At 72.7% G+C, this 23,500-nt stretch carries 20 protein-coding genes; 18 read left to right on the top strand and 2 right to left on the bottom strand.

The features are described 5' to 3' along the window. The first annotated feature begins 92 nt into the window (after positions 1 to 92). Both AADR41_RS16150 and AADR41_RS16145 read left to right on the top strand, forming a co-directional pair. A complete protein-coding gene (locus AADR41_RS16150) occupies positions 93 to 1,109 on the top strand; it encodes a phosphotransferase (protein ID WP_342282087.1) in 1,017 nt (338 codons plus the stop codon). A gap of 75 nt (positions 1,110 to 1,184) precedes the next feature. Further along, entirely contained in the window at positions 1,185 to 2,201 is a 1,017-nt protein-coding gene (locus tag AADR41_RS16145) for a hypothetical protein (protein ID WP_342282086.1), read from the top strand. Positions 2,202 to 2,203: 2 nt separating this feature from the next. Here AADR41_RS16145 and AADR41_RS16140 read toward each other — a convergent pair whose 3' ends face one another. Further along, the gene (locus AADR41_RS16140) at positions 2,204 to 2,770 is read right to left on the bottom strand and encodes a DUF4291 domain-containing protein (protein WP_342282085.1); all 567 of its coding nucleotides are present in this window, start codon (positions 2,768 to 2,770) and stop codon (positions 2,204 to 2,206) included. A 308-nt stretch (positions 2,771 to 3,078) separates the two neighbouring features. Here AADR41_RS16140 and AADR41_RS16135 point away from each other — a divergent pair, with 308 nt between their 5' ends. The 14 genes from AADR41_RS16135 to AADR41_RS16070 all read left to right on the top strand — a co-directional run bounded on the left by AADR41_RS16135 (position 3,079) and on the right by AADR41_RS16070 (position 19,545). Continuing rightward, positions 3,079 to 4,689, top strand: a complete 1,611-nt coding sequence (locus tag AADR41_RS16135; RefSeq protein WP_342282084.1) for an ABC transporter substrate-binding protein — start codon at positions 3,079 to 3,081, stop codon at positions 4,687 to 4,689. After that, positions 4,689 to 5,675, top strand: coding sequence for an ABC transporter permease (locus tag AADR41_RS16130; protein WP_342282083.1), 987 nt, complete (start codon positions 4,689 to 4,691; stop codon positions 5,673 to 5,675). Before AADR41_RS16135 ends, AADR41_RS16130 begins: the two co-directional genes overlap by 1 nt. A 2-nt stretch (positions 5,676 to 5,677) precedes the next feature. Further along, positions 5,678 to 7,594: a dipeptide/oligopeptide/nickel ABC transporter permease/ATP-binding protein gene (locus AADR41_RS16125; protein ID WP_342282082.1), complete on the top strand. Its 1,917-nt coding sequence runs from the start codon at positions 5,678 to 5,680 to the stop codon at positions 7,592 to 7,594. Beyond that, a complete protein-coding gene (locus tag AADR41_RS16120; protein ID WP_342282081.1) occupies positions 7,591 to 8,409 on the top strand; it encodes an ABC transporter ATP-binding protein in 819 nt (272 codons plus the stop codon). The genes AADR41_RS16125 and AADR41_RS16120 overlap by 4 nt, the downstream gene beginning before the upstream one ends. Next, positions 8,406 to 10,322, top strand: a complete 1,917-nt coding sequence (locus AADR41_RS16115) for a S9 family peptidase (RefSeq protein ID WP_342282080.1) — start codon at positions 8,406 to 8,408, stop codon at positions 10,320 to 10,322. The genes AADR41_RS16120 and AADR41_RS16115 overlap by 4 nt, the downstream gene beginning before the upstream one ends. Before the next feature lie 23 nt (positions 10,323 to 10,345). After that, positions 10,346 to 11,716, top strand: a complete 1,371-nt coding sequence (locus AADR41_RS16110; RefSeq protein WP_342282079.1) for a serine hydrolase domain-containing protein — start codon at positions 10,346 to 10,348, stop codon at positions 11,714 to 11,716. 1 nt (position 11,717) lies between these two features. Beyond that, complete coding sequence (locus AADR41_RS16105) at positions 11,718 to 12,863, top strand: M20 family metallopeptidase (protein WP_342282078.1); 1,146 nt, start codon at positions 11,718 to 11,720, stop codon at positions 12,861 to 12,863. Then, complete coding sequence (locus AADR41_RS16100; protein ID WP_342282077.1) at positions 12,860 to 13,717, top strand: GNAT family N-acetyltransferase; 858 nt, start codon at positions 12,860 to 12,862, stop codon at positions 13,715 to 13,717. Before AADR41_RS16105 ends, AADR41_RS16100 begins: the two co-directional genes overlap by 4 nt. Further along, a complete protein-coding gene (gene menC, locus AADR41_RS16095; RefSeq protein ID WP_342282076.1) occupies positions 13,714 to 14,820 on the top strand; it encodes an o-succinylbenzoate synthase in 1,107 nt (368 codons plus the stop codon). The genes AADR41_RS16100 and menC overlap by 4 nt, the downstream gene beginning before the upstream one ends. Before the next feature lie 118 nt (positions 14,821 to 14,938). Beyond that, positions 14,939 to 16,537: a helix-turn-helix domain-containing protein gene (locus tag AADR41_RS16090; protein WP_342282075.1), complete on the top strand. Its 1,599-nt coding sequence runs from the start codon at positions 14,939 to 14,941 to the stop codon at positions 16,535 to 16,537. A 132-nt stretch (positions 16,538 to 16,669) separates the two neighbouring features. Next, positions 16,670 to 17,116, top strand: a complete 447-nt coding sequence (locus AADR41_RS16085) for a nitroreductase family deazaflavin-dependent oxidoreductase (protein ID WP_342282074.1) — start codon at positions 16,670 to 16,672, stop codon at positions 17,114 to 17,116. 130 nt (positions 17,117 to 17,246) lie between these two features. Further along, positions 17,247 to 17,924, top strand: coding sequence for an ABC transporter permease (locus tag AADR41_RS16080; RefSeq protein WP_342282073.1), 678 nt, complete (start codon positions 17,247 to 17,249; stop codon positions 17,922 to 17,924). Beyond that, complete coding sequence (locus AADR41_RS16075) at positions 17,903 to 18,598, top strand: ABC transporter permease (RefSeq protein ID WP_446751056.1); 696 nt, start codon at positions 17,903 to 17,905, stop codon at positions 18,596 to 18,598. Before AADR41_RS16080 ends, AADR41_RS16075 begins: the two co-directional genes overlap by 22 nt. Next, complete coding sequence (locus AADR41_RS16070; protein WP_342282071.1) at positions 18,595 to 19,545, top strand: ABC transporter substrate-binding protein; 951 nt, start codon at positions 18,595 to 18,597, stop codon at positions 19,543 to 19,545. The genes AADR41_RS16075 and AADR41_RS16070 overlap by 4 nt, the downstream gene beginning before the upstream one ends. A 16-nt stretch (positions 19,546 to 19,561) precedes the next feature. Here AADR41_RS16070 and AADR41_RS16065 read toward each other — a convergent pair whose 3' ends face one another. Next, complete coding sequence (locus tag AADR41_RS16065; protein ID WP_342282070.1) at positions 19,562 to 20,536, bottom strand: acetylxylan esterase; 975 nt, start codon at positions 20,534 to 20,536, stop codon at positions 19,562 to 19,564. 152 nt (positions 20,537 to 20,688) lie between these two features. Here AADR41_RS16065 and AADR41_RS16060 point away from each other — a divergent pair, with 152 nt between their 5' ends. After that, positions 20,689 to 21,795 carry a LacI family DNA-binding transcriptional regulator gene (locus AADR41_RS16060; RefSeq protein ID WP_342282069.1) on the top strand — a complete coding sequence of 369 codons (1,107 nt, stop codon included), beginning with the start codon at positions 20,689 to 20,691 and terminating at the stop codon, positions 21,793 to 21,795. 38 nt (positions 21,796 to 21,833) lie between these two features. Further along, complete coding sequence (locus AADR41_RS16055; RefSeq protein ID WP_342282068.1) at positions 21,834 to 23,444, top strand: FAD-dependent oxidoreductase; 1,611 nt, start codon at positions 21,834 to 21,836, stop codon at positions 23,442 to 23,444. Positions 23,445 to 23,500 lie beyond the last annotated feature (56 nt).

Here is a 23,500-nt window from a genome sequence, read left to right as displayed (position 1 = left end):
CGGAGCGGAGGGTGCGGAGAGAGTACGGTCCTGGGCCCGCCGCACCGGAAATTCGGATGAAGGCCGCACCCCCACGGTGATGGGATGGCGCGATGCGAAGCGACGCACCGGTTTCGGTGGACCGAGGCCGGTACCCGGACGCGGTGACGCCCTGGGAGCAGGAGACCTGGCGGGAGGATGCCCTCGCGTGGGCGGAGCGCGGGCTCGCCGCTCATGGGCTGCGGGCGACCGGGCCACGGAAGGTGAGGCTGCGGCCCTGGTCCGTGCTGGTGCGGCTGTCCGCGGCGGGAGGCGACCCCGTGTGGTTCAAGGCCAACTCGCCCGCCGGCGCCTTCGAGGCGGGGCTGACCGAGGCGCTGGCCCGCTGGGTTCCCGGACACGTACTCCGGCCGCTCGCCGTGGACGCGGGCCGGGGCTGGTCGCTGCTGCCGGACGGCGGCACCCTCCTGCACGACGCACTCGACTCGGTGGCCCCGGCCGCGATCGACCCGCGCGCCTGGGAGGAGCCGCTGCGGCAGTACGCCGCGATGCAACGCGCGCTCGTTCCGCACGTCGGGGAGATCGAGCGGCTCGGAGTGCCCGGCGCGCGCACGGTCGCGCTCCCGGAGACCTTCGACCGGCTCGTCGGCGCGAACACCGCACTGGAGCCCGCCGACCGCAGGGCCCTGGAGGAGTTGCGGCCCCGGCTCGTGGGGTGGTGCGAGGAGCTCGCGGGCGTGGGGATCCCCGATACGCTCGACCACGCCGACCTGCACGACGGTCAGCTCTTCGCGCCGGAGCCGGGCCGCTTCACGTTCTTCGACTGGGGCGACGCGGCCGTCGGGCACCCCTTCGGCAGCTTTCTCGTCCCCGCCCTCGCGGCCCGCGAGCGCTTCGGGGCCGAGGCTCTGCCCCGGCTGCGGGACGCCTACCTGGAACAGTGGACGGGCGACGGCCGCACGACGGCCGAACTGCGGCGCGCGCTGAGCCTGGCCTGGCGCCTCGGGGCGATCGGACGGGCCTGCTCCTGGGAACGGCTCTTCCCCGGAGCGTGCGGCGCTGTCGGTGGGACCGGCGACGCGCAGAGCGCGCGCTGGCTGCTGAAGCTCTTCACCGAGCCACCGCTGTAGGGGCGGAGCCACGGCGGCGAACCGGGCCGGCCGGGCGGTGTGCCCGGCCGGAGGACCGGCAATTACGCTGCTCCGATGCACCGTACGACGCCCCCTCGACCGGTCGACATCACCCAGGAGTTCCCGGCGCTCGTGCCACTGGCACGCACGGCCGTGCGGCTGCACCCGCGCCCCGGGGAGCCGGCCGCCGGGGACAGCTCCGTCGGTGGACCGTTGTCGTGGCCGCGCGAAGAACCATGGCCCACCTGCCCCGAGCACGCGGGCCCGTGGCACGTCGGCTTCGCACCCGACGAGGTGCGGGACAGCCGCCGTGTCCTGGACGCGGGCTGGGCACGCGCGGAGGGAAACCGCCTGACCCTCACCCCGCAGGAGCGGGAAGTGGTGGACCGGGTCGGCCACAGCGGCCGGCGCATCGCGCAGAACGGGCCGGTTCCCCTCCTGGCAGTCGCCCAGCTGTACGCACGTGACCTCCCGGCCGCCGAGGGCGACAGCCTGTGGCCGGGCCCGCGGGGGACCGATCTGCTCCAGGTGCTGTGGTGCCCGTTCGACCACGGCGACGACTGCCTTCCCCAGGTGCGTCTCGTGTGGCGGAACACCGCGGAAGCCGGACCGGCGCTGTCCACGCCTCCCGAGCCATCGGTGATCGGGGACGAGAACTATCTGCCCGGCCCCTGCGTCCTGCACCCGGAGACGGTCACCGAGTACCCGGCACCCCACGAACTGGACGAGGAACTCGCCGAACGGGTCGGGGCCTGGGAGGAGACGCGCGACCACCTGTACCAGTACGCCCTGTCCGTGGCACCCGGATGGAAGATCGGCGGCTGGGGAAACTGGAGCTTCTGCGATCCGTGGCCCATGGGGTGCCCGGACTGCGGCGGCCCGGTCCGCCCGCTGCTGACCGTCGACAGCTGCGAATGGGACAACGAGCAGAGCTGGCGGCCCGTCGAGGACGAAGCCGCCTGCGCGGCGCCGGGCGTGGTCCACCCGCAGCCGCAGGAGCCCACCCGGATCACCATCGGCCGCGGCTACACCATGCAGGTCTACTCCTGCGAGCGGTCCTTCGGGCACACCCCGCTCCAGGTGATGCAGTAGCTCTACCCATCGATGCCGAGGCGCTTCGCGACGGGCGCCGGCACCGGACAGATCCGCTCGGGCGGGAGCAGCCGTTGGGCCTGGGCGCTCCGGCCGCCCTGCCGGAGCGCCGCGATCTTCTGGACCGTGGGCGTGACATCGGTGATGTCGACGACCCACTCCTCGGCGAACGTGCGGATCAGACCGCGCCCGATCCCGACCTGGATGCTGTAGTGGTTGAGCGCGGCTCCCCGCAGCGAGCGCTCGGGATCCCACTGGACGTGCACCGGGGCCTGGGCGACAGCTGACGGATCGGACGTCGTCAGCACCGCCTGCGACAGGGCCTCCTCCCATCCGGCCCGGGTGATCCGAACCGCGAGAATCCGTTCCTGGCCGGACTTCTGCGCCCAGTTGCTGCGGTGCATGAGCCAGAGGAACGACGGCTTGATCCAGGTCATCCGGTTGAACGAGAACGGCGGGACGAAGCGCTTCGCCCGCAGGGCCGGGCCGGCCACCGCCGGTGAGTACGCCTGGTAGACGACGATCGTCCGGGCGTCGTGGTCGGCCCGTATCTGGTGCTGGGGGGTCATGCGGCACAGGCTGCCAGGCACCGGACTCCACCACGACCGGTTTCCGTGCCCCCGAATCCGTACTCGGGGACTCCCCGACCGCCGGGTCGACCGCCGGGGCGACCGGGTGATCCACCGTAGGTCCGGGCGCCGGCCCCCTGTCCGGGAATCCGACGGAACCTCTCCGTCCTTGTACCCGGGCGTACGTCTTCGGTGCGGAGCACCGTCGGGGAGCCGGTTTTTTGTGCGGCGCCACCATTCGGAGACGGTTCGCCGCTGCCTACTGTTCCCTCACTCGGCGGCGGAGTGCCGCTCCCTCGGAGGTGACCATGGCCAGCACCGCAGGCACGGAGACCAGCAGCAGAACGGCCCGCAGGACCCGGACGGCGGCCGCGGTGGTCACGGTGCTCGGCCTCGTCGGCACCGCGGCCGCGTGCGGCGGCGACACGTCCGCCGGTGGCGGAGACGGGTCGACGGTGGTTGTCGCCGTCGCCGGTGACCCCGGCAGCCTCAGCCCCACGACGGCACTGGTCAGTACCGCACTGGCGATGAACTCCTTCGCGTACGACACGCTCGTGCACATCGGTGCCGACGGCTCGCTGGTGCCGGGAGTGGCGGAGAAGTGGTCCTCCACGACCACCTCGGCGAAGTTCACCATCCGTTCCGGTGTCACCTGCGAGGACGGCTCGCCGCTGACCGCCGAGGACGTGGCAGCCGAGTACAACCACATCGCCGATCCGAAGAACCAGTCGCCGATGCTCGGCCTCTCGGTCCCCGTCACCGCCGTGGCGAAGGCCGACAAGGCGACCCGGACGGTCAGCGTCACCACCACGAAGCCCGCGCCGTTCATCGTGCAGATGTCCCGGCTGCTGCCGCTGCTCTGCAAGAACAGCCTGGCGAAACCGGCCGCACTGGCCAGGGCCACCAACGCGAGCGGCCCCTACCGGCTGACCGAAGCGGTTCCGGGCGACCACTACACATACGTCAAGCGGGACAAATACAGCTGGGGGCCCCGCGGGTCCACCGGTGCGGGCATGCCCGGCAAGGTGGTGGTCAAGGTGGTCGCCAACGAGTCGACCGCGGCCAACCTCCTGATGGCCGGTCAGATCAATGTCGCCCTCATCAACGGCGCCGACCAGGACCGGCTGGACGCGGCCAAGGTGAAGTACCGCAGCTCCACGGCGCTGTTCGGACAGTTCCTGTTCAACCAGGCCGCCGGCCGTCCGACCGCCGATCTCGCGGTGCGCAAGGCCCTGGTCTCCGTACTGGACCTGAAGCAGCTGGGGAGCGTCGCCACCGGCGGGAAGGGCAAGCCGGCCACCGGCATCGGCGAGATCGCCCCCACCCCCTGTACCGGCGACACGGTGACGGGCAACCTCCCCGCCCACGACACGGCGCAGGCCGCCGCCGCACTCACCGCGGCCGGCTGGAAGAAGAGCGCCGGTACCTGGACCAAGGACGGCAAGCCGCTCGCCGTCGGGCTCAGCTACGCGACCAACCAGGGGCCCCAGGTCGGCTCGGCGGTCGAACTCGCCGTCCAGCAGTGGACGTCCTTCGGTGTGAAGGCGACGGCGAAGCCCGTCGGCTCCGGCAGCATCATCAGCACGCTCGGCGGCGGCGACTGGGACATCGCCTGGGCGCCCATCGGAGTCACCCTCCCCGACCAGCTCACCCAGTTCTACGACGGTCCGCCGCCGCCGAAGGGCAACAACTTCGGCTCCGTGGCCAACCCCGACTACCACCGGCTCATCGCCCGCGCCGCCGCCAAGCCCGGCGACTCCGGCTGTCCCCTGTGGGAAGCGGCCGACGCCGCCCTGGTCAAGCACGTCGACATCGCGCCGATCGTCAGCAAGGCCAACCGGTACTACGGAAAGGGCGTCACCTTCGAGGTGGACGGCAGCGGCATCGTGCCGAGCACCCTGCGCCGGAGCGCCGGCTGATGGCGACGATCACCATGAACTCCCTGGGCGCGAGGGCCCGCAACCCCTGGGTCGGATTCCTCCTGCGCCGCGTCTGGCGGCTGCTGGTGTCGCTCGCGGCGCTGGTCACGGCCGCGTTCGCGATGATCCACCTGATTCCGGGCGATCCGGTCCGGGCCGCGCTCGGCACCACGGCCGACCCGGCCATGGTCGCGGCCCGCAGGGAGTCGCTGGGCCTGGACCAGTCGCTGCTGAAGCAGTACGCCGACTTCGTCGGCAATCTCCTCCAGGGCAGGCTCGGGGAGTCGATCGGCGCGCAGATGCCGGTCTCCGACATCATCTCCGGCCGGCTCCCGGCCACCCTGCAGATCGCCGTTCCGGCGTTCGCGCTGATCCTGCTGATCGCCGTACCCGTCGGCATGACGGCCGCGGTGCTGACCAAGGACGGCCGCAGGCGGCGCGGTGAACTCGCCTTCACCGGGGTCACCGGACTTCTGGGCGCGGTGCCCGAATTCCTGCTGGCGGTGGGCCTGATCGCGGCGTTCGCGGTGGCCTGGCCGCTCTTCCCGGTCGCCTCCCGGGGCGGCGTGGACTCCTACGTACTGCCGGTGCTGGCCCTGACCGTCGTACCGGCGGCATCGCTCTCGCGCATCGTCCGGGTGGAGACGCTGCGGGTGCTCGGCGAGGACTACATGCGGACCGCGCGGGCGAAACGGCTTCCGGCCCGGCTGCGCTACCTGCGGCACGCGCTGCCCAATCTGCTGACCTCCTCGCTCACCCTGGGCGGCCTGCTCTTCAGCTCGCTGCTCGCCGGCACCGTCCTGGTCGAGAACGTCTTCGCCTGGCCCGGCCTCGGCACCACGATCGTCCAGGCGATCACCGAGAAGGACTATCCGCTGGTCCAGGGTGTGGTGCTGGTCTACGGGGCGGCCGCACTGCTGATCACCTTCGCCGTCGACGTGGCCGTGGCCGTCGCCGACCCCCAGTCCACCGTCCGCGGGAGTTGACGATGCCTCATCACGACCATGACAGCTCGCTGCGGTACCGGCTAGGGCGTACCCTCCGGACACCGATCGGAGCCGCCGCGCTCACCGCCTGCCTGCTGGTCGCGCTGGTCGCCGTACTCGGCCCCGTGCTGCTCGGCGACCGGGCCGCGCAGGTCGACACCGACGCGATCAACCAGGGCAGCAGCGCCGCCCATCTGCTGGGCACGGACCAGCTCGGGCGGGACATCGCCGCCCGTGTCGTGGTGGCCACCCGGCTGACCCTGCGGCTCACCCTGATGGCCACCGTGATCGGAGTCGGCGGCGGGCTGCTGCTGGGTGTCGCCCCGGCGGTCGTGGGCCGGCGCCTCGGACGGCTGATCACCGCGACCGTGGGCGTGCTGGTGGCCTTTCCGGGGCTGCTGTTCCTGCTCTTCCTCGCCACGATCTTCGGGGTGGGCAGCACCGGCGCGGTGTTCGCGGTGGGGCTGGCCATGGTCCCGCCCATGGCGCGGCTGGTACAGAACCTGACGGCGTCGATCGCGGGTTCCGACTACGTCGCGGCCGCCCGGATCCTCGGCGTGGGCCGGTTCCGGATGGTGGTACGTCATCTGCTGCCCAACATCGCCGAACCGTCGGTGCTGTTCGCCACCCAGGCGACAGGTGGCATCCTGGTCGCCTTCTCCGGCCTCTCCTTCCTCGGGCTGGGCGTACAGCCGCCGCAGTACGACTGGGGGCGGCTGCTCAACGAACAGCTGAACCGCATCTTCGTGAATCCGGCGGCCGCCCTGGCGCCCGGCGCGGCCGTCGTCCTGACGGGGCTGATGTTCGGGCTGGTCGGCGAGGTGCTCGCACAGGCCGGTGGCCGACGGGCGCCACAGGCACCGGAGACGGCACCGCAGGAGCAGCCGGGGACACCGGACGAAACGGCCGGCGAGCACGACGGCGGTGCTCTGGTCCGGGCGCGCGACCTGCGGGTGACGTTCCCCGGCGGGCGGCAGGCGGTACGCGGGATCTCGCTGGACATCGGCAGGGGCGAGGCCGTCGGCCTGGTCGGCGAATCCGGATCCGGCAAGAGCCTGAGCGCGCTGGCGCTCGCGGACCTGGTGCCGCACCCGGGCCGGGTCTCGGCCGGAGCCCTCGGCTTCGACGGGCACGACCTGCGGGCGGACCCACGGCTCGGCACCGAACTCGCCATGGTCTTCCAGGACCCGATGGCCTCGCTGAACCCCGCCCTGCGGGTGGGCCGACAGCTCGCCGAGGTGGCCGAGGTGCACCTGGGAGCGAGCCGCGCCGAGGCCACGGCGCGTGCCGTCGACCGGCTCGGCGCCGTCCGTATCGCCACCCCCGGACGCCGTGCCCGGCAGCGGCCGCACGAGTACTCGGGCGGGATGCGGCAGCGCGCCGTCATCGCGATGGGACTGATGGGGAAGCCGAAACTGATCATCGCCGACGAGCCCACCACGGCGCTCGACGTGGCGGTCCAGCAACAGGTGCTCGACCTGCTCGCCGAGGTGCGCGCGGACTCCGGCGCCGCGCTGCTGCTGATCTCCCACGACCTCGCCGTCGTCTCCCAGGTCTGCGAACGGGTCCTGGTGATGTACGCGGGTCTGGTCGTCGAGAACCTCCCGGTCACCGAGCTCCTCGGCGGCGCCGCCCACCCGTACACCCGGGCACTGGTCGGGGCGGTCCCGACCATGACCACGGACCGCGGCACGGAGCTGGCCACCATCCCGGGCCGGCCGCCGGAGCCGGGGGAGACCGGCGCGGGGTGCCCGTTCGCGGCGCGCTGCGAACGGGCCCGGGAACGCTGCCACGAAGACACCCCCGAACTGACGGACCTCGGGCCGGGACGGCAGGTCGCCTGCTGGTACCCGGTCGGTACGGCAGCGGCGGGCCGACCCGTCGCGTCCACGGCACACACGGCAAGGGCCACCTCATGAGCTCACTCGAACTGCGCGGGATCACGGTCCGCTACGGCCGCTTCACCGCCGTGGACAACGTCGACCTGCTGGTGCCGGAAGGCACGGTCACCGGACTGGTCGGCGGGTCGGGGTCCGGGAAATCGACCCTGGGCAAGGCCGTCGTCGGCCTGGCGCCGAAGCAGTCCGGGCAGGTACTGATCGACGGGAGCGAGGCTCCCCGCCGACGCGGGCGAAGCCCCGTACAGCTGGTGTTCCAGAACCCGTACGCCTCGCTCGACCCCCGTATGACCGTCGGCGCCTCCGTGGCCGAGGCACTGTCCGGCGGAAGCGGAAGCGGAAGCGGAAGCGGAACCGGCACGGGGAGCGGGGCGCGGAGCGGACGGCGGGCCCCGGCCCGTGAACGCCGTGCCGCACGCGACGCCGAGGTGGCGCACTACCTGGAGCTCGTCGGCATGGACCCCGCACGGGCCGCCCTCACCCCGGACGCCCTCTCCGGCGGCCAGCGCCAACGGGTCGCCCTGGCCAGGGCCCTGGCCGCGCGGCCCGCCGTGCTGATCGCGGACGAGATCACCTCGGCCCTCGACGTGTCGGTCCAGGGCGCGGTGCTCAACCTGCTCCGCCGGCTCCAGCGCGAACTCGGCTTCGCGATGCTCTTCATCTCCCACAACCTCGCGGTCGTCCGCTACCTCTGCGACCAGGTCGCCGTCCTGGACGGCGGACACCTGGTCGAATGCGGCCCCACCGACCGGGTGCTGGACCACCCGGAGCACCCGACGACCCGCGACCTCATCTCCTGCGTACCCGACCTTGCCCTCGCCGAGGAGGCGTCATGACCCGACCGCTCAAGATCGAAGACCTGTACCGGTTCGAGATCCCCGGCGACCCCGCACTGTCCCCCGACGGCGAACGCGTCGCCTACACCCTGACCACGCAGGACGCCGGGAACGACCGGGCGCTCCGCTCCATCTGGGAGGTACGCGCCGGAGGCGGCCCGGCCCGGCGCCTCACCCACGGCCCGGCGGACACCGCGCCGCGCTGGTCCCCGGACGGGGCGCGACTGGCCTTCCTGCGCGCCGGCCGGCTCCATCTGCTGTCCGCCGAGGGCGGAGAGGCCGTACCGCTCATCACCCCCGAGCGGTGCCCCGCCGGGGCGGGCGTCCCGGTCTGGAGCCCGGACGGGACGCGCATCGCCTTCGCCGCCCCCGAGAGCCGGCGCGCGGACAGCGCACCCGTCGTCATCGACGCCCTCGGCTGGAAGGCGGACGGGGCGGGCCTGATCGGCTCGGTCCGCAGGCAGCTGTTCGTGGTGGACGTGGCATCGGGCGAGGTCGTACAGCTCACCCGGGACGACCGGCACGTCGGCTCCCCGAGCTGGTCGCCCGACGGCACCCGGCTCGCCTACCCCGCGCAGACCGGCCCGGACTCGGCGGCGTACGGCCCCTCGGCCGCCCACGTCGTGGAGGTCGGGACGGAGGCGCCCGAGCCCCGCCGGATCGGCCCCGCCGACGGTCTCGCCGGCCCGGTGAGCTGGTACCCCGACGGATCCGCGCTGCTCGTCGTCGGCCGCACCACGTTCGGCGTCGGCCACTCCGAGCTGCTGCGTCAGCCGCTGGACGGCTCCGCCCCCGTCCAGGTCGGCGCGGCCCTGGACCGCAACGTCCTGCCCGGCGGGCCCGGCTACCCGGGCGCGCTGCCGCAGTTCCACGGCGACGACATCGTGTTCTGCGCCCGCGACCGGGGCGCCACCCGCCTCTACCGGGTGGGCGCGGCCGGGATCAGCGCCTCCCCGCTGCCCGCCGGCACCGGCGTCAGCGGCTGCTCGGTCGCCGCGAAGGCCGGACGGGCGGCGGTCGTGGTCTCCGACGCGGCACGCTTCGCCGAGGTCGTGCTGCTCGACCTCGACGACTGGACGTCCGGGCAGCAGCCCGCGCGGCTCACCGACCACATGGCCCGGTCACTTCCGGAGATCGCCCTCCACCCGGTCACCGAACGCGAGTTCGGCATCGCGGACGGCACCGTCGTGCACGGCATGATCACCCGGGCCGCGGACACACCCCCGGGCGGCCCGCTGCTGGTGGACGTGCACGGCGGCCCGCACAACGCCTGGGCCCCGCACTCCGACCCGGCCCACCTCTACCACCAGGAACTGGCCACACAGGGCTGGACGATCCTGACACTGAACGTCCGCGCCAGCGACGGCTACGGCGAGGCGTTCTACACCGGTGCGGTGGGCGCCTGGGGCGAGACGGACGAACAGGACGTCCTGCAGTCCGTCGCCGCCCTCGTCGCCGAGGGGCTCGTCGACCCCGGCCGGATCGCGCTCACCGGCTACAGCTACGGCGGCTACCTGACCTGCTGGCTCTCCGCCCGCACCGACCTGTTCGCCGCCGTCGTCCCGGGCGGCGTCCTGGTCGACCTGAAGAGCATGGCCGGCACCTCCGAAGAAGGACACCTGATCGCCGAGCACGAGATCGGCGACCCGGCCCGGCTGGCGGAACTCTCCCCGCTCAGCCACGCCGACGCGGTACGCGCGCCCACCCTGATCCTGCACGGCGGCGCGGACGACACCTGCCCGGTCGGCCAGGCCGAACAGTGGTTCCACGCCCTGCGCACCAGGGACGTACCGGCCCGGCTGGTCGTCTACCCCGGCAGCTCGCACCTCTTCCTCCTCGACGGTCGGCCATCGCACCGGGAGGACTACTCCCGCAGGCTGATCGAATGGGTCACCACGCACACCAACCGCTGAACGAAACGGAATCGGAGTACGACATGACCGACACCACCGAACTGTCAGCCCGCTGGACCACCCGCCTCACCGAACTCGCCGCCCGTCACTCCGTGCCCGGCGCCTCGCTCGGCATCCTGCACCGCGGCGAACTGGTCGCGGAGACCGCCATCGGCTTGGCCAACACGGAGGCCGGGATCGGGGCGACCACCGACACCCTCTTCCAGATCGGCTCCATCTCCAAGGTCTGGACCACCACGGTGGCCATGGCCCTGGTAGACGAGGGCGTCCTCGAACTGGACGCCCCCATCTCCTCCGTACTGACCGAACTGCGGCTCGCCAACGACGAGTTGACCGATGGGCTGACGCTCCGGCACCTCCTGACCCACACCAGCGGCATCGACGGCGACCTCTTCACCGACACCGGCCGGGGCGACGACTGCCTGGAGAAGTACGTGGCGCTGCTGGGCGACACCACCCCCAACCACCCGCTCGGCGCCACCATGTCGTACTGCAACGCGGGCTTCACCCTGCTCGGCCGGGTGCTGGAGGTCGTCACCGGCGTCCAGTGGGACGAGCTGATGCGCGAGCGCCTGTACCGGCCGCTCGGCCTGACGCACACCGCGACCCTGCCGGAAGAGGTGCTGCGCCACCGCGCCGCCATCGGACACCTGGGGAGCCCTCCCGCGCAGGCCCCGATCTGGGGTCTGATGCGCTCCGCCGGACCGGCCGGGCTGATCTGCTCCACGCCGCGCGAGGTACTGGAGTTCGCCCGGCTGCACCTCGACAACGGCGTCACCGCCGACGGCACCAAGATCCTCTCGGCCGAGGGCGTCGCCGCCATGCAGGCCCCGCAGGTCGAGCTCCCCGACCCGTATATCCTGGGCGACGCCTGGGGGCTCGGCTGGTTCCTCGACACCTGGGACGGACACCGGGTGTACGGACACGACGGCGGCACCATCGGACAGAGCGCCTTCCTGCGGGTGCTGCCCGAGGCCGAACTGGCGATCTGCCTGCTCACCAACGGCGGCGACACCTCCGGCCTCTACCGGGACCTGTACGCCGAGATCGTGCGGGAGCTGGCCGGGGTGACGATGCGCACCACCCTGGAGCCCGCCACGGAACCGGTGGCGGTGGACCCCGCCGACTACGTGGGCGTGTACCAGCGGCTCTCCAGCCGGGTGGAGATCGTGGAGCGGGACGGCGCTCTGGTGATGCTGGACCGGATCACCGGACCACTGGCCGAACTGACCCCCGACACGGAGAAGGAGTACGAGCTGCACCCCGTCGAGCCCGGGCTGTTCGTCGTGCAGCGGCCCGGATCCGAGTTCTGGATCCCGGTCGTGTTCTACACACTCGCCGACGGCACCCCGTACATCCACCACGGTGGCCGAGCCACCCCCAAGGTGGGCTGACGTGACCGAGATCGTCACCGCCCTCCAGGCAGGGCTGCCGGCCCTGCTGACCGACATCGAGGAGCTGGTCCGGACCGAGTCGCCCAGCGACGACCTGGCCGCGGTCACCGACTGCGCCCGCGTCGTCGCCGGCCTCGGCACCCGGCTGACCGGTGCGGCACCCGAGTGGATCGACGGCTCGGGGCGTCCCGCCCTGCGCTGGCGCTTCGGCGCCGGCGACCGGGTGCTGCTGCTCGGCCACTTCGACACGGTGTGGCCGGTGGGCTCCCTGGCCGGTCACCCCTTCGAGGTGGCCGGCGGGCGGCTCACCGGACCCGGCTGCTTCGACATGAAGGCCGGTGTGGTGCAGCTGTTCCACGCCCTGTCGGTCCTCGACGACCTGGACGGCGTCTCGGTCCTGCTCACCGGGGACGAGGAGATCGGCGCCCCGACCTCGCGCACCCTGATCGAGGACGAGGCCCGCCGGACCGGCGCCGTGCTCGTCCTGGAGGCGAGCGAGGGCGGTGCGCTGAAGACCGCGCGCAAGGGCATGTCCGGCTACGAGCTGACCATCGCCGGACGCGCCGCGCACGCCGGTCTGGAACCCCACCGGGGCGTCAACACCACCACCGAACTGGCCCACCAGGTGCTCGCGCTGTCCGCCCTCGCCGATCCGGCGGCCGGCACCACGGTGACCCCGACCGTCGCCTCCTCGGGCACCACCCGCAACACGGTGCCCGACGCGGCCCGGCTGCTGGTCGACGTACGCGTGGCGACGGCCGCCGAACAGGACCGGGTCGACCGCGCCGTGCACGGCCTCCCCCCGGTGGTCGAGGGCGCCTCGCTCACCTTCTCCGGAGGCCCGAACCGGCCGCCGCTGCCGACCACAGCGTCGGCCGAGCTGTTCGAACTGGCCCGCCGCCACTACGCGGAGCTCGGCTTCGGCCCGCTGCGCGGCGTGGCCGTCGGCGGCGCCTCCGACGGCAACCTCACCGCCGGCGTGGGCACCCCCACACTCGACGGCCTCGGGGCCGTGGGCGGCGGGGCACACGCGGACGACGAGCACGTGGTCGTCGCCGAACTGCCCCGGCGGACGGCGCTCGTCGCCGCCCTGACGGCCTCGCTGATCAGCGGACCGCCGGCCGTCCCCGGCCGGGTGGAACCATGAACGGTACGCAGGCGTCCGCCGCGACAACAGCCGCGGAGCTGACCGCACAGCGTGCGGGCGTCACCCTCAGGGAACTGCACGGGCTGGACGAGATGCACGAGGCCTGCCGGGTGCTGGACCGCATCTGGCGGCCCGATCCCGGAAACCCGCTGATCACCCCGGAGCTGCTGCGGGTCTTCGCGCACTCCGGCAGCTATGTCGTCGGTGTCGACCGGGGCGGCCGGATGGTCGGCTTCTGCCTGGGCTTCCTCGCCAGCGCCGGACTGCACTCGCACATCGCCGGGGTGGACGACAGCGTCCGGGGCCGCAACGTCGGCTTCGCGGTCAAGCAGCATCAGCGGGCCTGGTCGCTCGCCCGCGACATCACCACCGTCACCTGGACCTTCGACCCGCTGATCAGCCGCAACGCCTACTTCAACCTCGCCAAACTGGGCGCGGAACCGAGCGAGTACCTCGCCGACTTCTACGGTGCCATGCAGGACGAGGTCAACGCCGGGACCGAGACCGACCGGCTGCTGGTCCGCTGGGAACTGACCGGCGAGCACGCCGCCGGATCCGCCGCCGGCATCCCCCGCACCGTCACCGCCGACGTCACGGGCCCCCGCACGGTGGTCGCCCTGGACGCCAAACCCGACGGCCGCCCGGCCGTCGGGCGCCGGGACGGCGACACCGTCCTGGTCCGGATCCCCGCCGAGGCGGAGGAACTGCGCCGGACCGACCCGCCCCTGGCCCGCGAATGGCGCCACGCGCTGCGCGAGGTACTCGGCGGCCTGATGGCCGAGGGGCACACCGTCACCGGATTCACCCGGGACGGCTGGTACGTGATCGACAGACGTCAGGAGAGCCAGGCATGAAGCTCACAGGTGTGGAACTGCGCCGGATCGCGATGCCGCTGGTCGCACCGTTCCGGACCTCGTTCGCCACGATGACCACCCGGGAGATCCTGCTGGTCAGGGTCGAGACGGAGGACCACGAGGGCTACGGCGAGTGCGTCACCATGGCCGATCCGCTGTACTCCTCGGAGTACACCGCGGCCGCGGCGGACGTGCTGCGCAGCTATCTCGTACCCACGCTCGCCGCCCTGCCGGCGCTCGACCCGTGGGCGGTCGCCCCGGCACTGGCCGCCTTCAAGGGCCACCGGATGGCCAAGGCCGCACTGGAGACAGCCGTCCTCGACGCCTGGCTGCGCGCCCACGACCTGTCGATGGGCCAGTGGCTGGGGGCGACGGCCGAACGGGTGCCGGCCGGGGTGTCCGTGGGCATCATGGACTCGATCCCCGCACTGCTCGACACCGTCGACGGCTATCTCCACGAGGGCTATCTCCGGATCAAGCTGAAGATCGAACCCGGCTGGGACGTGGCCCCCGTACGCGCGGTCCGGGAACGCTTCGGCGACGACGTACAGCTCCAGGTGGACGCCAACACCGCGTACACCCTCGCCGACGCCGCCCAGCTGGCCCGGCTCGACCCGTACGGACTGCTGCTCATCGAACAGCCCCTGGACGAGGAGGACATCCGGGGCCACGCGGAACTCGCCCGCCAGGTGCGCACCCCGATCTGCCTGGACGAGTCCGTCGTGTCCGCCCGCTCGGCGGCCGACGCCATCGCGATGGGCGCCTGCTCGGTCGTCAACATCAAGCCGGGACGGGTCGGCGGCTATCTGGAGGCCCGGCGGATCCACGACGTGTGCGCCGCCAACGGTGTCCCCGTCTGGTGCGGCGGGATGCTGGAGACCGGCCTCGGCCGCGCCGCCAACGTCGCCCTCGCCGCACTCCCCGGCTTCACCCTGCCCGGTGACACCTCCGCCTCCGACCGCTACTACCGGACCGACATCACCGAGCCGTTCACTCTGCGCGACGGCCATCTCGACGTGCCCACCGGACCCGGCATCGGAATCTCCCCGATCCCCGGGCAGCTGGCCGAGGTGACCGAGTCGACGGAATGGATCGGCCGGTGACCCGCGGAGCACAGGACCCGCTCACCCGGCCCGACCTGCGCGAACCCCGGGCGGGCCGGGGGGCCGGAGCGGCGGCCGTCCCCGTCGCGAACGATCTCCGATCAATTACCTTGTGCAGATGACGGAGCAGCCACGGGCCGTGCTCGGCCGGATCCTCAACGATCTCGGATCGACCTTGATCGAAGTGCTGGCCGGGGAGGCGGACCCGGCCCGCACGGTCACCGGGGTGCTGATCCAGGACCCCCTGGACGAGCCGGCGCGGCTGCCCGGCGCGGTGGTGCTCGGCGTCGGGGTGTACGGCGCCGGGCCGGTGGCCGCCCTGGTCGACCGGGCGGCCGGGCTGGACGCGGCGGCCGTGGTGGTCCGGTCCCCGGTCCCGGTGTACGGATCGGTGTCCGAGGCGGCCGCCCGTACCGGCGTGACCGTGCTCGGTCTGACGCCCGGAGCGTCCTGGGCCCAGGTGGCCGCGCTGCTGCGGTCGCTGCTCGCCGTCGACGAACTGGGCACGGTGGGCGGCCCCGAAGAGGCCGACGGCGCCGAACCCCTCGCAGGTGACCTGTTCGCCCTGGCCAACGCGACGGCCGGACTGCTGGACGGTCCGGTGACCGTGGAGGACCGCGGCGGCCGGGTGCTGGCCTTCTCCAGCAGACAGGACGAGGCCGACGAGGCCAGGATCGCGACCGTACTGGACCGTCAGGTCCCCGCCGAGAAACTGCGGGCCCTGGAGGAACGCGGCGCCTTCCAGGCCCTCTACCGGAAGGAGGAACCCGTCTACATCGACGGCGTCTCGGACAAGCCCCGGGTCGCGATCGCCGTCCGGGCCGGCGGCGAGATCCTCGGCTCGATCTGGGTCGTGGTCGACGCACCGCTGAGCGCGGACCGCACCCAGGCGCTCCAGGAGGCGGCGAAGGTGGCCGCCCTGCACCTGCTGCGCCGCCGCACCGGCGGGGACGCCGAACGCCGGCTGCGCGCGGACCTGCTCGCCACCGTCCTCGAAGGCGGCACGCACGCCCCGCAGGCCGCCGTCCGGCTCGGCCTGTCCGCGCAGCCGGCCTGCGTACTGGCGCTCTCGGTGACCGGCGAGCAGTACGCGCCGGACCGGGTGGCCGCGGGCCACCGGGTCGCCGAGGCGCTCACCCTGCACCTGTCCGCCATCCACCCCCGCACCGCCTCGGCCGCGATCGGCGGGGTCACCTACGCGGTCCTGCCCACCGGTTCGGACGAGCAGGGGCTACGGGTCGCCGAGGCGTTCCTCGGCCGGATCGGCGACCGGGTGCCCGCCGTCATCGGGGTCGGCCGGCTCGCCGCCCGCCCGGTGGAGCTGCGCCGCTCGCGCGCCGACGCGGACCGTGCGCTGCGGGTCCTCGGCTCCGGCCGCACCCAGCGCAGGGCCGCACGGCTGTCGGACGTCTACGCCGCCTCGCTGCTGGAGGAGCTGACGGACCGGATGGCCGCCGAGGACGACCTTCCGGACGGCCCGGTCGTACGGCTGCGCGCCTACGACGCCGAGCACAACACGGCCCTCACGGACACCCTGGACGCCTGGCTGAGCACCTTCGGCGATGTGCCCACGGCCGCCGCCGCCGTACACATCCACCCCAACACCTTCCGCTACCGGCTCAAGCGGCTGGCCGTGGTCGCGGGCATCGACCTCGGCGACCCGGAGGCGAGATTCGAAGCGATGCTGCAACTGCGGCTGAGACCACCGCACTCCTGATGCAGCTCACTCCGTCGCCGTGGCACTGGGATCGATCCGGGCGCCGGGCGGACGGAATGGTGCGAGAGTTTCCCGGAGCAGTGGGACACGACGAAACCCGTGTGTCCGTGAGCCGACGATGGGACAGATGACATGCCTCTGCAGGGAGAGTACGAGCCGAGCCCCGAACAGTGGGTCCGCGACCAGGTCGAGCTGTTCGAGAGCTCCGGCGGTACCGAGGGAACCACGATGCGGGGTATGCCCGTCATCATCCTCACCACCCGCGGGGCCAAGAGCGGCAAGATCCGCAAGACCCCTCTGATGAGGGTCGAGCACGACGGCGAGTACGCGGTGGTCGCCTCGCAGGGCGGTGCCCCCAAGCACCCCGTCTGGTACCACAACATCGTGGCCGACCCCCGGGTGGAACTCCAGGACGGGCCACTGCGCCAGGACATGAACGCGCGCGAGGCCACCGGCGAGGAGAAGGACCTGTGGTGGGGCCGCGCGGTCGAGGCGTTCCCCGACTACGCCGACTACCAGCGCAAGACCGGCCGGCAGATCCCGGTCTTCGTCCTCGAACCGGCGGCCGGGCAGCACTGACGGCCGCCTGGGGAGGCGCGGGCCCACCGGCCCGCGCCCCCGCATCCGGCCCGTTCCCGGAAGGGGCGTGGCCCCCCGGACAGCCGATCAGGACGTGCGCCCGCACCGCTGCGCGCGCTCCAATTGACGGGTGACCGCGCCCCCGGACGACTGCCTGGCACGCAACGAGTGGCTCTGCCGGGCGTATCTCTCCAGCCGTCGCGAGATCCTCTGGGACGCCGTGGTGCAGCACCTCCAGCTCACCCTGGCCTCCGTGCTCATCGGGCTGGTCGTCGCCGTTCCGCTCGCCCTCGTGGCACGGCACCGGCGCTGGGCGGCGGGCCCCGTGCTCGGTGTGACGACCGTCCTGTACACCGTGCCGTCGCTCGCCATGTTCTCCCTCCTCCTGCCGGTGTACGGACTGTCCGCCTCGCTCGTCGTCGCCGGGCTCGTGCTCTACTCGCTCACCCTCCTGGTACGCAACATCCTCGCCGGACTGCGTGCCGTGCCCGAGGAGACCCGGCAGGCCGCACGCGGCATGGGATACGGGCCGCTGCGGCTGCTGCTGACGGTGGAGCTGCCCCTCGCGCTGCCCGCGGCCATGGCCGGACTGCGGATCGCCACCGTCTCCGCCGTCTCCCTGGTCACGGTCGGCGCGATCGTCGGCTACGGCGGGCTCGGCAACCTCATCTACTCCGGGATGAGCACCTACTTCAAGGCCCAGGTGCTCACCGCCTCCGTCCTGTGCGTCGTCATCGCCGTCGCCGCGGACCTGCTGCTCCTGCTCGCGCAGCGAATGCTGACCCCATGGACCCGGAGGCAGCCGTGAAGACCCTCGCAGACGCCTGGTCCTGGCTCACCACCGCCGCGAACTGGTCCGGCGAGGGCGGCATCTGGAACCGGCTGGGCCAGCACCTCTTCCTCACCGTCGTCTGCCTGCTCATCAGCTGCCTGATCGCACTGCCCGTCGCCCTGGTCCTCGGCCATCTCGGCAAGGGCGGCGCACTCGCCGTCAACATCTCCAACATCGGCCGGGCCGTGCCCACCTTCGCCGTACTGGTGCTGCTCCTGCTCACTCCGATCGGCGGGCACGGCGAATGGCCGACCATCATCGCCCTGGTCCTCTTCGCCGTGCCGCCACTGCTCACCAACGCCTATGTGGGCATGCGGGAGGTCGACCGCGACATCGTGCGCGCCGCCAGAGGAATGGGCATGACGGGCAGCCAGCTGATGCTGGGCGTCGAGGTGCCGCTCGCCCTCCCGCTGATCCTCACCGGCGTGCGGATCGCCGCCGTGCAGCTCGTCGCGACGGCGACCCTCGCGGCACTGGCCGGCGGCGGGGGACTCGGCCGCATCATCACGGCCGGCTTCAACCTCGCCTCCACCTCGCAGGTGGTCGCCGGGGCGGTCCTCGTCGCGGTCTTCGCGCTGATCGTCGAAGGGCTCTTCGAAGCGGGCCGGCTGCTCGTCCCGGACAGGCTCCGGAGCAAGGGGTCCGGATGAGGCGACGAACCGCGGTCCCGATCCTGCTGGTGCTGCTCCCGGCGGCCGGCTGCGCCACCGGCCCCTCCCTGGAGAACCAGGGCGAGGTCACCGCACCGCCGGGCGACAGCAGACATCTCACCATCGGCTCCGCGGGCTTCACCGAGAGCGATCTGCTCGCCCAGATGTACGCGCTGCTGCTGAACCGGGCCGGCTACTCCACGAAGGTCATCTCCGTCACCAACCGGGAGATCTACGAACCGGCGCTGGAGAGCGGCCAGATCGACGTCGTGCCGGAGTACGCGGCCACCTTCGCCGACTGGCTGAACGCCAAGAAGAACGGCGCCGACGCCACCCCCGTCGGCTCGCCCGACCTCGCCGCCACCATGAAGGCGCTGCGTGCCCTCGCCGCACCCCGCGGCCTCACCGTGCTCGACCCCGGGCGCGCCGTCGACCAGAACGCCTTCGCGGTCACCGCCCGCTACGCGGCCGAGCACCACCTCAAGACCCTCGGCGACCTGGGCGGATCCGGGCTGCCCGTGAGGCTGGCCGCCGGCGACGAATGCGTGCGGCGCCCCTACTGCGCGCCCGGACTGAAGAAGACGTACGGCATCCGCATCACCGCCGTGGACCCCAAGGGTGTCGGCACCACCCAGGCCAAACAGGCCGTCCAGAACGGCCGGGACCAGATGGTCCTGACCACCACGACCGACGCCACGCTCGACAGCTTCGGCCTCGTCCTGCTCGCCGACGACAGGCATCTGCAGAACGCCGACCACCTCGTCCCCGTCGTCAACCGGTCCCGGGCGGGCGGCGAGGGCGTCCGCGAGGCGCTGGGCCGGCTCAACACCGTGCTGACCACCGCCAACCTGGCCCGGCTCAACGAGCAGGTGGACAGCTGGCGGCGGCTGCCCGAGGACGTGGCACGCAACTACCTGGAGTCCGAACACCTCGTCCCGCGCGACTGACCGCCGCCGCCCCCGGTCAGGCCCGCAGCCTGCCCGGGAGCCAGCCCAGCTGCACGGCCTGCTGGAACGGCCCGCCGCCCTCGTGATCGTTGAAGTCGTACACCTCGATGGTCTTGTCCTGGTGGGCGTACGCGTTGAAGGCGGCGAAGACGGTGGAGGGCGGGCAGGTCATGTCCTCCAGGGCCGTCGAGAACAGCGCCGGAGCGCGCCCGCGCGCGGCGAAGTGCACGCCGTCGAAGTACGACAGGGTGGCCCGCGCGCGCTCGGCCCGGCCGCGGTGCGTCTTGAGGTAGTTGCCCACCTCGCGGTACGGAATCCGGTCGGTGACGGTGAGGGCGCGGGGGAAGTCGCACAGGAACGGGACGTCCGGAGCGATCGCCACGAGGTCGGGTATCAGCCCGCCGACGGCGAGCGTGATGCCGCCGCCCTGGCTCTCCCCGACGGCCGCGGTGCGCGCCGCGTCGGCCAGCGGGTGCGAGCGAGCCGCCTCCACCGCACGGACCGCGTCGGTGAACACCCGCCGGTAGTAGTACGACTCCGGGTCCTCGATGCCGCGGGTCATGAAACCGGGGTACGCGGGGGCGCTGCCCACCGGGTCGGGGGTGTCGCCGACGAGCCAGCCACTGCCCTGGCCCCGGGTGTCCATCACGAAATGGGCGAAACCGGCCGAGGCCCAGAGCAGATGGGTGTGCGGCAGGCCCCGCCCGCCGCCGTAGCCGATGAACTCGACCACCACCGGCAGCGGCTCCGTGGCGCCCGCCGGGACGACGAACCAGCCCTTCACCGGATGACCGCCGAAGCCCGCGAACGTCACGTCGTACACGTCCACGGTGGACAGCCCGGTGCCGGCGCGCGGCTCGAAACGGGCGTCGAGGTCGTGGGACCGGGCCTCGTCGAGCGTCTTCGTCCAGAACGCGTCGAAGTCCTCCGGCTCGACCGAACCGCTGCGGTAGTCGCGCAGCCGGTCGAGCGGCAGATCGAACAGGGACATGGGGGGCCGCCTTCTCCGCGGGGATGGTTGATCACACCGTACGGGGGTGCGCGGTGAAGAATTTGGGCCCGGCCTCTTGACCGGCGCCCGACCGGCCCTCACAGTACTCGTTAATGCGCATTAGTAATACGCATTAATCGATATGAGGAGCCATGGTGGAGGAACCCAGGAAGCGGCCCAGGCCCGGCCGTTCACCCGCACCGGCGGGCCGTACGGCGCGTCCGCGCCAGGCGGAGGTCGCACGGCTCGCCGGGGTCTCGCAGGCCACGGTCTCGCTGGTCCTCGCGGACAAGAGGCAGGGGCCCGCGATCTCGGAGGAGACCCGGCAGAAGGTGCTGGAGGCGGCCCGCAGCCTCGGATACGTACCCGACCCGGCGGCCCGCAGACTCGCCGCGGCGCGCAACAACCTGCTGGGCGTGTTCAGCTTCACCGCGACCTTCCCCACCGATGTGCAGCACTCGTACTACCCGTTCCTGGTGGGCGTGGAGCGCGAGGCCGCGGAGCGCGGCTACGACCTGGTGCTGTTCACGGGGTCGAGCACCGGCGGCGCGGGGGCCGCCGTACCCGACGCGCTGAACCGGGTCCGCCTCGCCGACGGCTGTCTGTTCCTCGGCCGCCACGCACCCGTCGAGGAACTGGGCCGGCTGGTCGCCGACGGCTTCCCGGTGGTCCACCTCGGCCGCCGGGACGAGCCGGCGGGCCTGCACTGGGTCGGCGCCGACTACGCGGACGCCGCCCGCGAGGTCGTCGGTCATCTCGCCGGTCTCGGGCACCGCCGCATGGTGCTGATCCGCGAGGACGACGAGGCGCCCGCCTCCACCGACCGTGAGCGCGGATTCCTCGAAGGGCTGGCGGCGGCCGGCCCGGCCGGCCCCGAGGCCGTCTTCCGTTCCGCGGACCCGGAACGAGAACTCACCCCCCAGCGGCTGCGGGACTGGCTCGCCGACGGCGTCACCGTGTTCGTCGCCGAGGAGACCGACACCGGCGCCGCCTGGCGCGCCCTGCGCCGCGCCGCCGCCGGCGCCGGGATCGAGTGCCCGCGCGACGCCTCGCTGGCACTGCTCGGCAGCCCGCCCGCCGACCTCGCGGACGGACCCGAACCCACCGGTTTCGACGTTCCCCGCACCCGGCTCGGCGCGGCCGCGGTGCGCATGCTCGCCGCGCTGGTCGCGGGGGAGGAGGCCACCGAACCCCTGGTCGCCTGCACCTTCCGGCCCGGCGCCACCTCGGGCCCGCCGCCCGTCACCGGACACCACTGACCGACCGCACCACCCGTACGCACAGCTCAAGGAGACCCGTGATACCCGAACCGGACATCCTCGTCGTGGGCGCCGGACTCGGCGGCGTCGCCGCCGCGCTCGCCGCCTGCCGCGCCGGACGCACCGTCGTCCTCACCGAGGAGACCGACTGGATGGGCGGCCAGCTCACCTCCCAGGCCGTCCCCCCGGACGAGCACCCGTGGGTCGAGCAGTTCGGCACCACCGCCTCGTACCGCAGGCTGCGCGAAGGCATCCGCGCCCATTACCGCCAGTGGTACCCGATGCGTTCCGAGGCCCTCGCCCTCACCGACCTCAACCCGGGCGCGGGACGCGTCAGCAAGCTCTGCCACGAGCCACGCGTCGCGCTCGCCGTGCTGGAGGCGATGCTCGCACCGCACCGCGCGGCGGGCCGGCTCACCCTGCTCACCGGGCACCGGGCCGTGGCCGCCGAGGCCGACAACGATGTCATCCGGGCCGTGACCCTGGAGAACCTGCGCACCGGCGACCGCGACACCGTCGCCGCCCGCTACGTCATCGACGCCACCGAGACCGGTGAACTCCTCGAACTCGGCGGCGTCGAGCACGCCATCGGCGCCGAGGCGCGCGGCGAGTTCGACGAACCGCACGCCCCCGAACAGGCCCAGCCGCTCAACCAGCAGGGCATCACCGTGTGCTTTGCGCTCTCCCACCACGAGGGCGAGAACCACACCGTCGACCGCCCCACCGACTACGACTTCTGGCGCTCCTACCGCCCCGACTTCTGGCCCGGCCCGCTCCTCGGCTTCCAGGCACCCGACCCCCGCTCGCTGGAATCCGTACCGCGCACCTTCGTCCCCAACCCGGACATCGACCCGCTCGCCGTCAGCGCCGACCAGAGCGCCGACGCGGGCGACAAGGAACTGTGGGGCTTCCGCCGCATCCTCGCCCGGGGCATGCACCGCCCCGGCGCCTTCGGCTCCGACATCACACTCGTCAACTGGCCGCTCAACGACTACTGGCTCAAGCCCCTGATCGGCGCCGGTGAAGAGGTGTCCGCCCAAGCGGTCGCCGAGGCACGGCAGTTGTCCCTCTCGCTGCTGTACTGGCTCCAGACCGAGGCCCCCCGCCAGGACGGCGGCACCGGATTCCCCGGTCTGCGGATCCGCCCCGACGTCACCGGCACCGAGGACGGCCTCGCCAAGGCCCCGTACGTACGCGAGTCCCGCCGCATCAAGGCCGTCACCACCGTCACCGAGCACGACGTCTCGATCGACATCGTCGGTCCGCACGGCGGAACGCGGCACCGGGACTCGGTCGGTGTCGGCAGCTACCGCATCGATCTGCACCCCTCCACCGGAGGTGACAACTACATCGACATCGGCTCGGTCCCCTTCGAGATCCCGCTCGGCGCCCTCGTACCGCGCCGCGTGCGCAATCTGCTGCCCGCCGGCAAGAACATCGGCACCACCCACATCACCAACGGCTGCTACCGGCTCCACCCGGTGGAGTGGAACATCGGCGAGGTCGCCGGTGCGCTGGCCGCCCACTGCCTGACCGAGGGCGTCGAACCGCGGCAGGTCCAGTCCGAGGACAAGCGGTACGAGGCGTTCGCGCGGCTCCTCGACCGCGACGGGGTCCAGCGCCACTGGCCCGACGTGCGCGGCTACTGACCGAAAGGCGCCGCAACCGTGAATCGCCGGGTGGGACAGCTCCACCTGTCCCACCC

It is taken from the genome of Streptomyces sp. CLV115, from assembly GCF_038448545.1.
Taxonomy (GTDB): Bacteria; Actinomycetota; Actinomycetes; order Streptomycetales; family Streptomycetaceae; genus Streptomyces; species Streptomyces sanglieri.
The sequence above is the reverse complement of the archived record's forward strand: the minus strand, read 5'-3'. Positions and strand labels throughout refer to the sequence as shown.

Bases quoted from the DNA above. Each gene is read 5' to 3' on its own strand.
- AADR41_RS16060 (WP_342282069.1), top strand. From the start codon at position 20,689: ATGGTGGAGGAACCCAGGAAGCGGCCCAGGCCCGGCCGTTCACCCGCA.
- AADR41_RS16150 (WP_342282087.1), top strand. From the start codon at position 93: ATGCGAAGCGACGCACCGGTTTCGGTGGACCGAGGCCGGTACCCGGAC.
- AADR41_RS16085 (WP_342282074.1), top strand. From the start codon at position 16,670: ATGCCTCTGCAGGGAGAGTACGAGCCGAGCCCCGAACAGTGGGTCCGC.
- AADR41_RS16115 (WP_342282080.1), top strand. From the start codon at position 8,406: ATGACCCGACCGCTCAAGATCGAAGACCTGTACCGGTTCGAGATCCCC.
- AADR41_RS16135 (WP_342282084.1), top strand. From the start codon at position 3,079: ATGGCCAGCACCGCAGGCACGGAGACCAGCAGCAGAACGGCCCGCAGG.
- AADR41_RS16070 (WP_342282071.1), top strand. From the start codon at position 18,595: ATGAGGCGACGAACCGCGGTCCCGATCCTGCTGGTGCTGCTCCCGGCG.
- AADR41_RS16065 (WP_342282070.1), bottom strand. From the start codon at position 20,536: ATGTCCCTGTTCGATCTGCCGCTCGACCGGCTGCGCGACTACCGCAGC.
- AADR41_RS16100 (WP_342282077.1), top strand. From the start codon at position 12,860: ATGAACGGTACGCAGGCGTCCGCCGCGACAACAGCCGCGGAGCTGACC.
- AADR41_RS16125 (WP_342282082.1), top strand. From the start codon at position 5,678: ATGCCTCATCACGACCATGACAGCTCGCTGCGGTACCGGCTAGGGCGT.
- AADR41_RS16145 (WP_342282086.1), top strand. From the start codon at position 1,185: ATGCACCGTACGACGCCCCCTCGACCGGTCGACATCACCCAGGAGTTC.
- AADR41_RS16090 (WP_342282075.1), top strand. From the start codon at position 14,939: ATGACGGAGCAGCCACGGGCCGTGCTCGGCCGGATCCTCAACGATCTC.
- AADR41_RS16120 (WP_342282081.1), top strand. From the start codon at position 7,591: ATGAGCTCACTCGAACTGCGCGGGATCACGGTCCGCTACGGCCGCTTC.
- menC (WP_342282076.1), top strand. From the start codon at position 13,714: ATGAAGCTCACAGGTGTGGAACTGCGCCGGATCGCGATGCCGCTGGTC.
- AADR41_RS16110 (WP_342282079.1), top strand. From the start codon at position 10,346: ATGACCGACACCACCGAACTGTCAGCCCGCTGGACCACCCGCCTCACC.
- AADR41_RS16075 (WP_446751056.1), top strand. From the start codon at position 17,903: ATGGACCCGGAGGCAGCCGTGAAGACCCTCGCAGACGCCTGGTCCTGG.
- AADR41_RS16130 (WP_342282083.1), top strand. From the start codon at position 4,689: ATGGCGACGATCACCATGAACTCCCTGGGCGCGAGGGCCCGCAACCCC.
- AADR41_RS16140 (WP_342282085.1), bottom strand. From the start codon at position 2,770: ATGACCCCCCAGCACCAGATACGGGCCGACCACGACGCCCGGACGATC.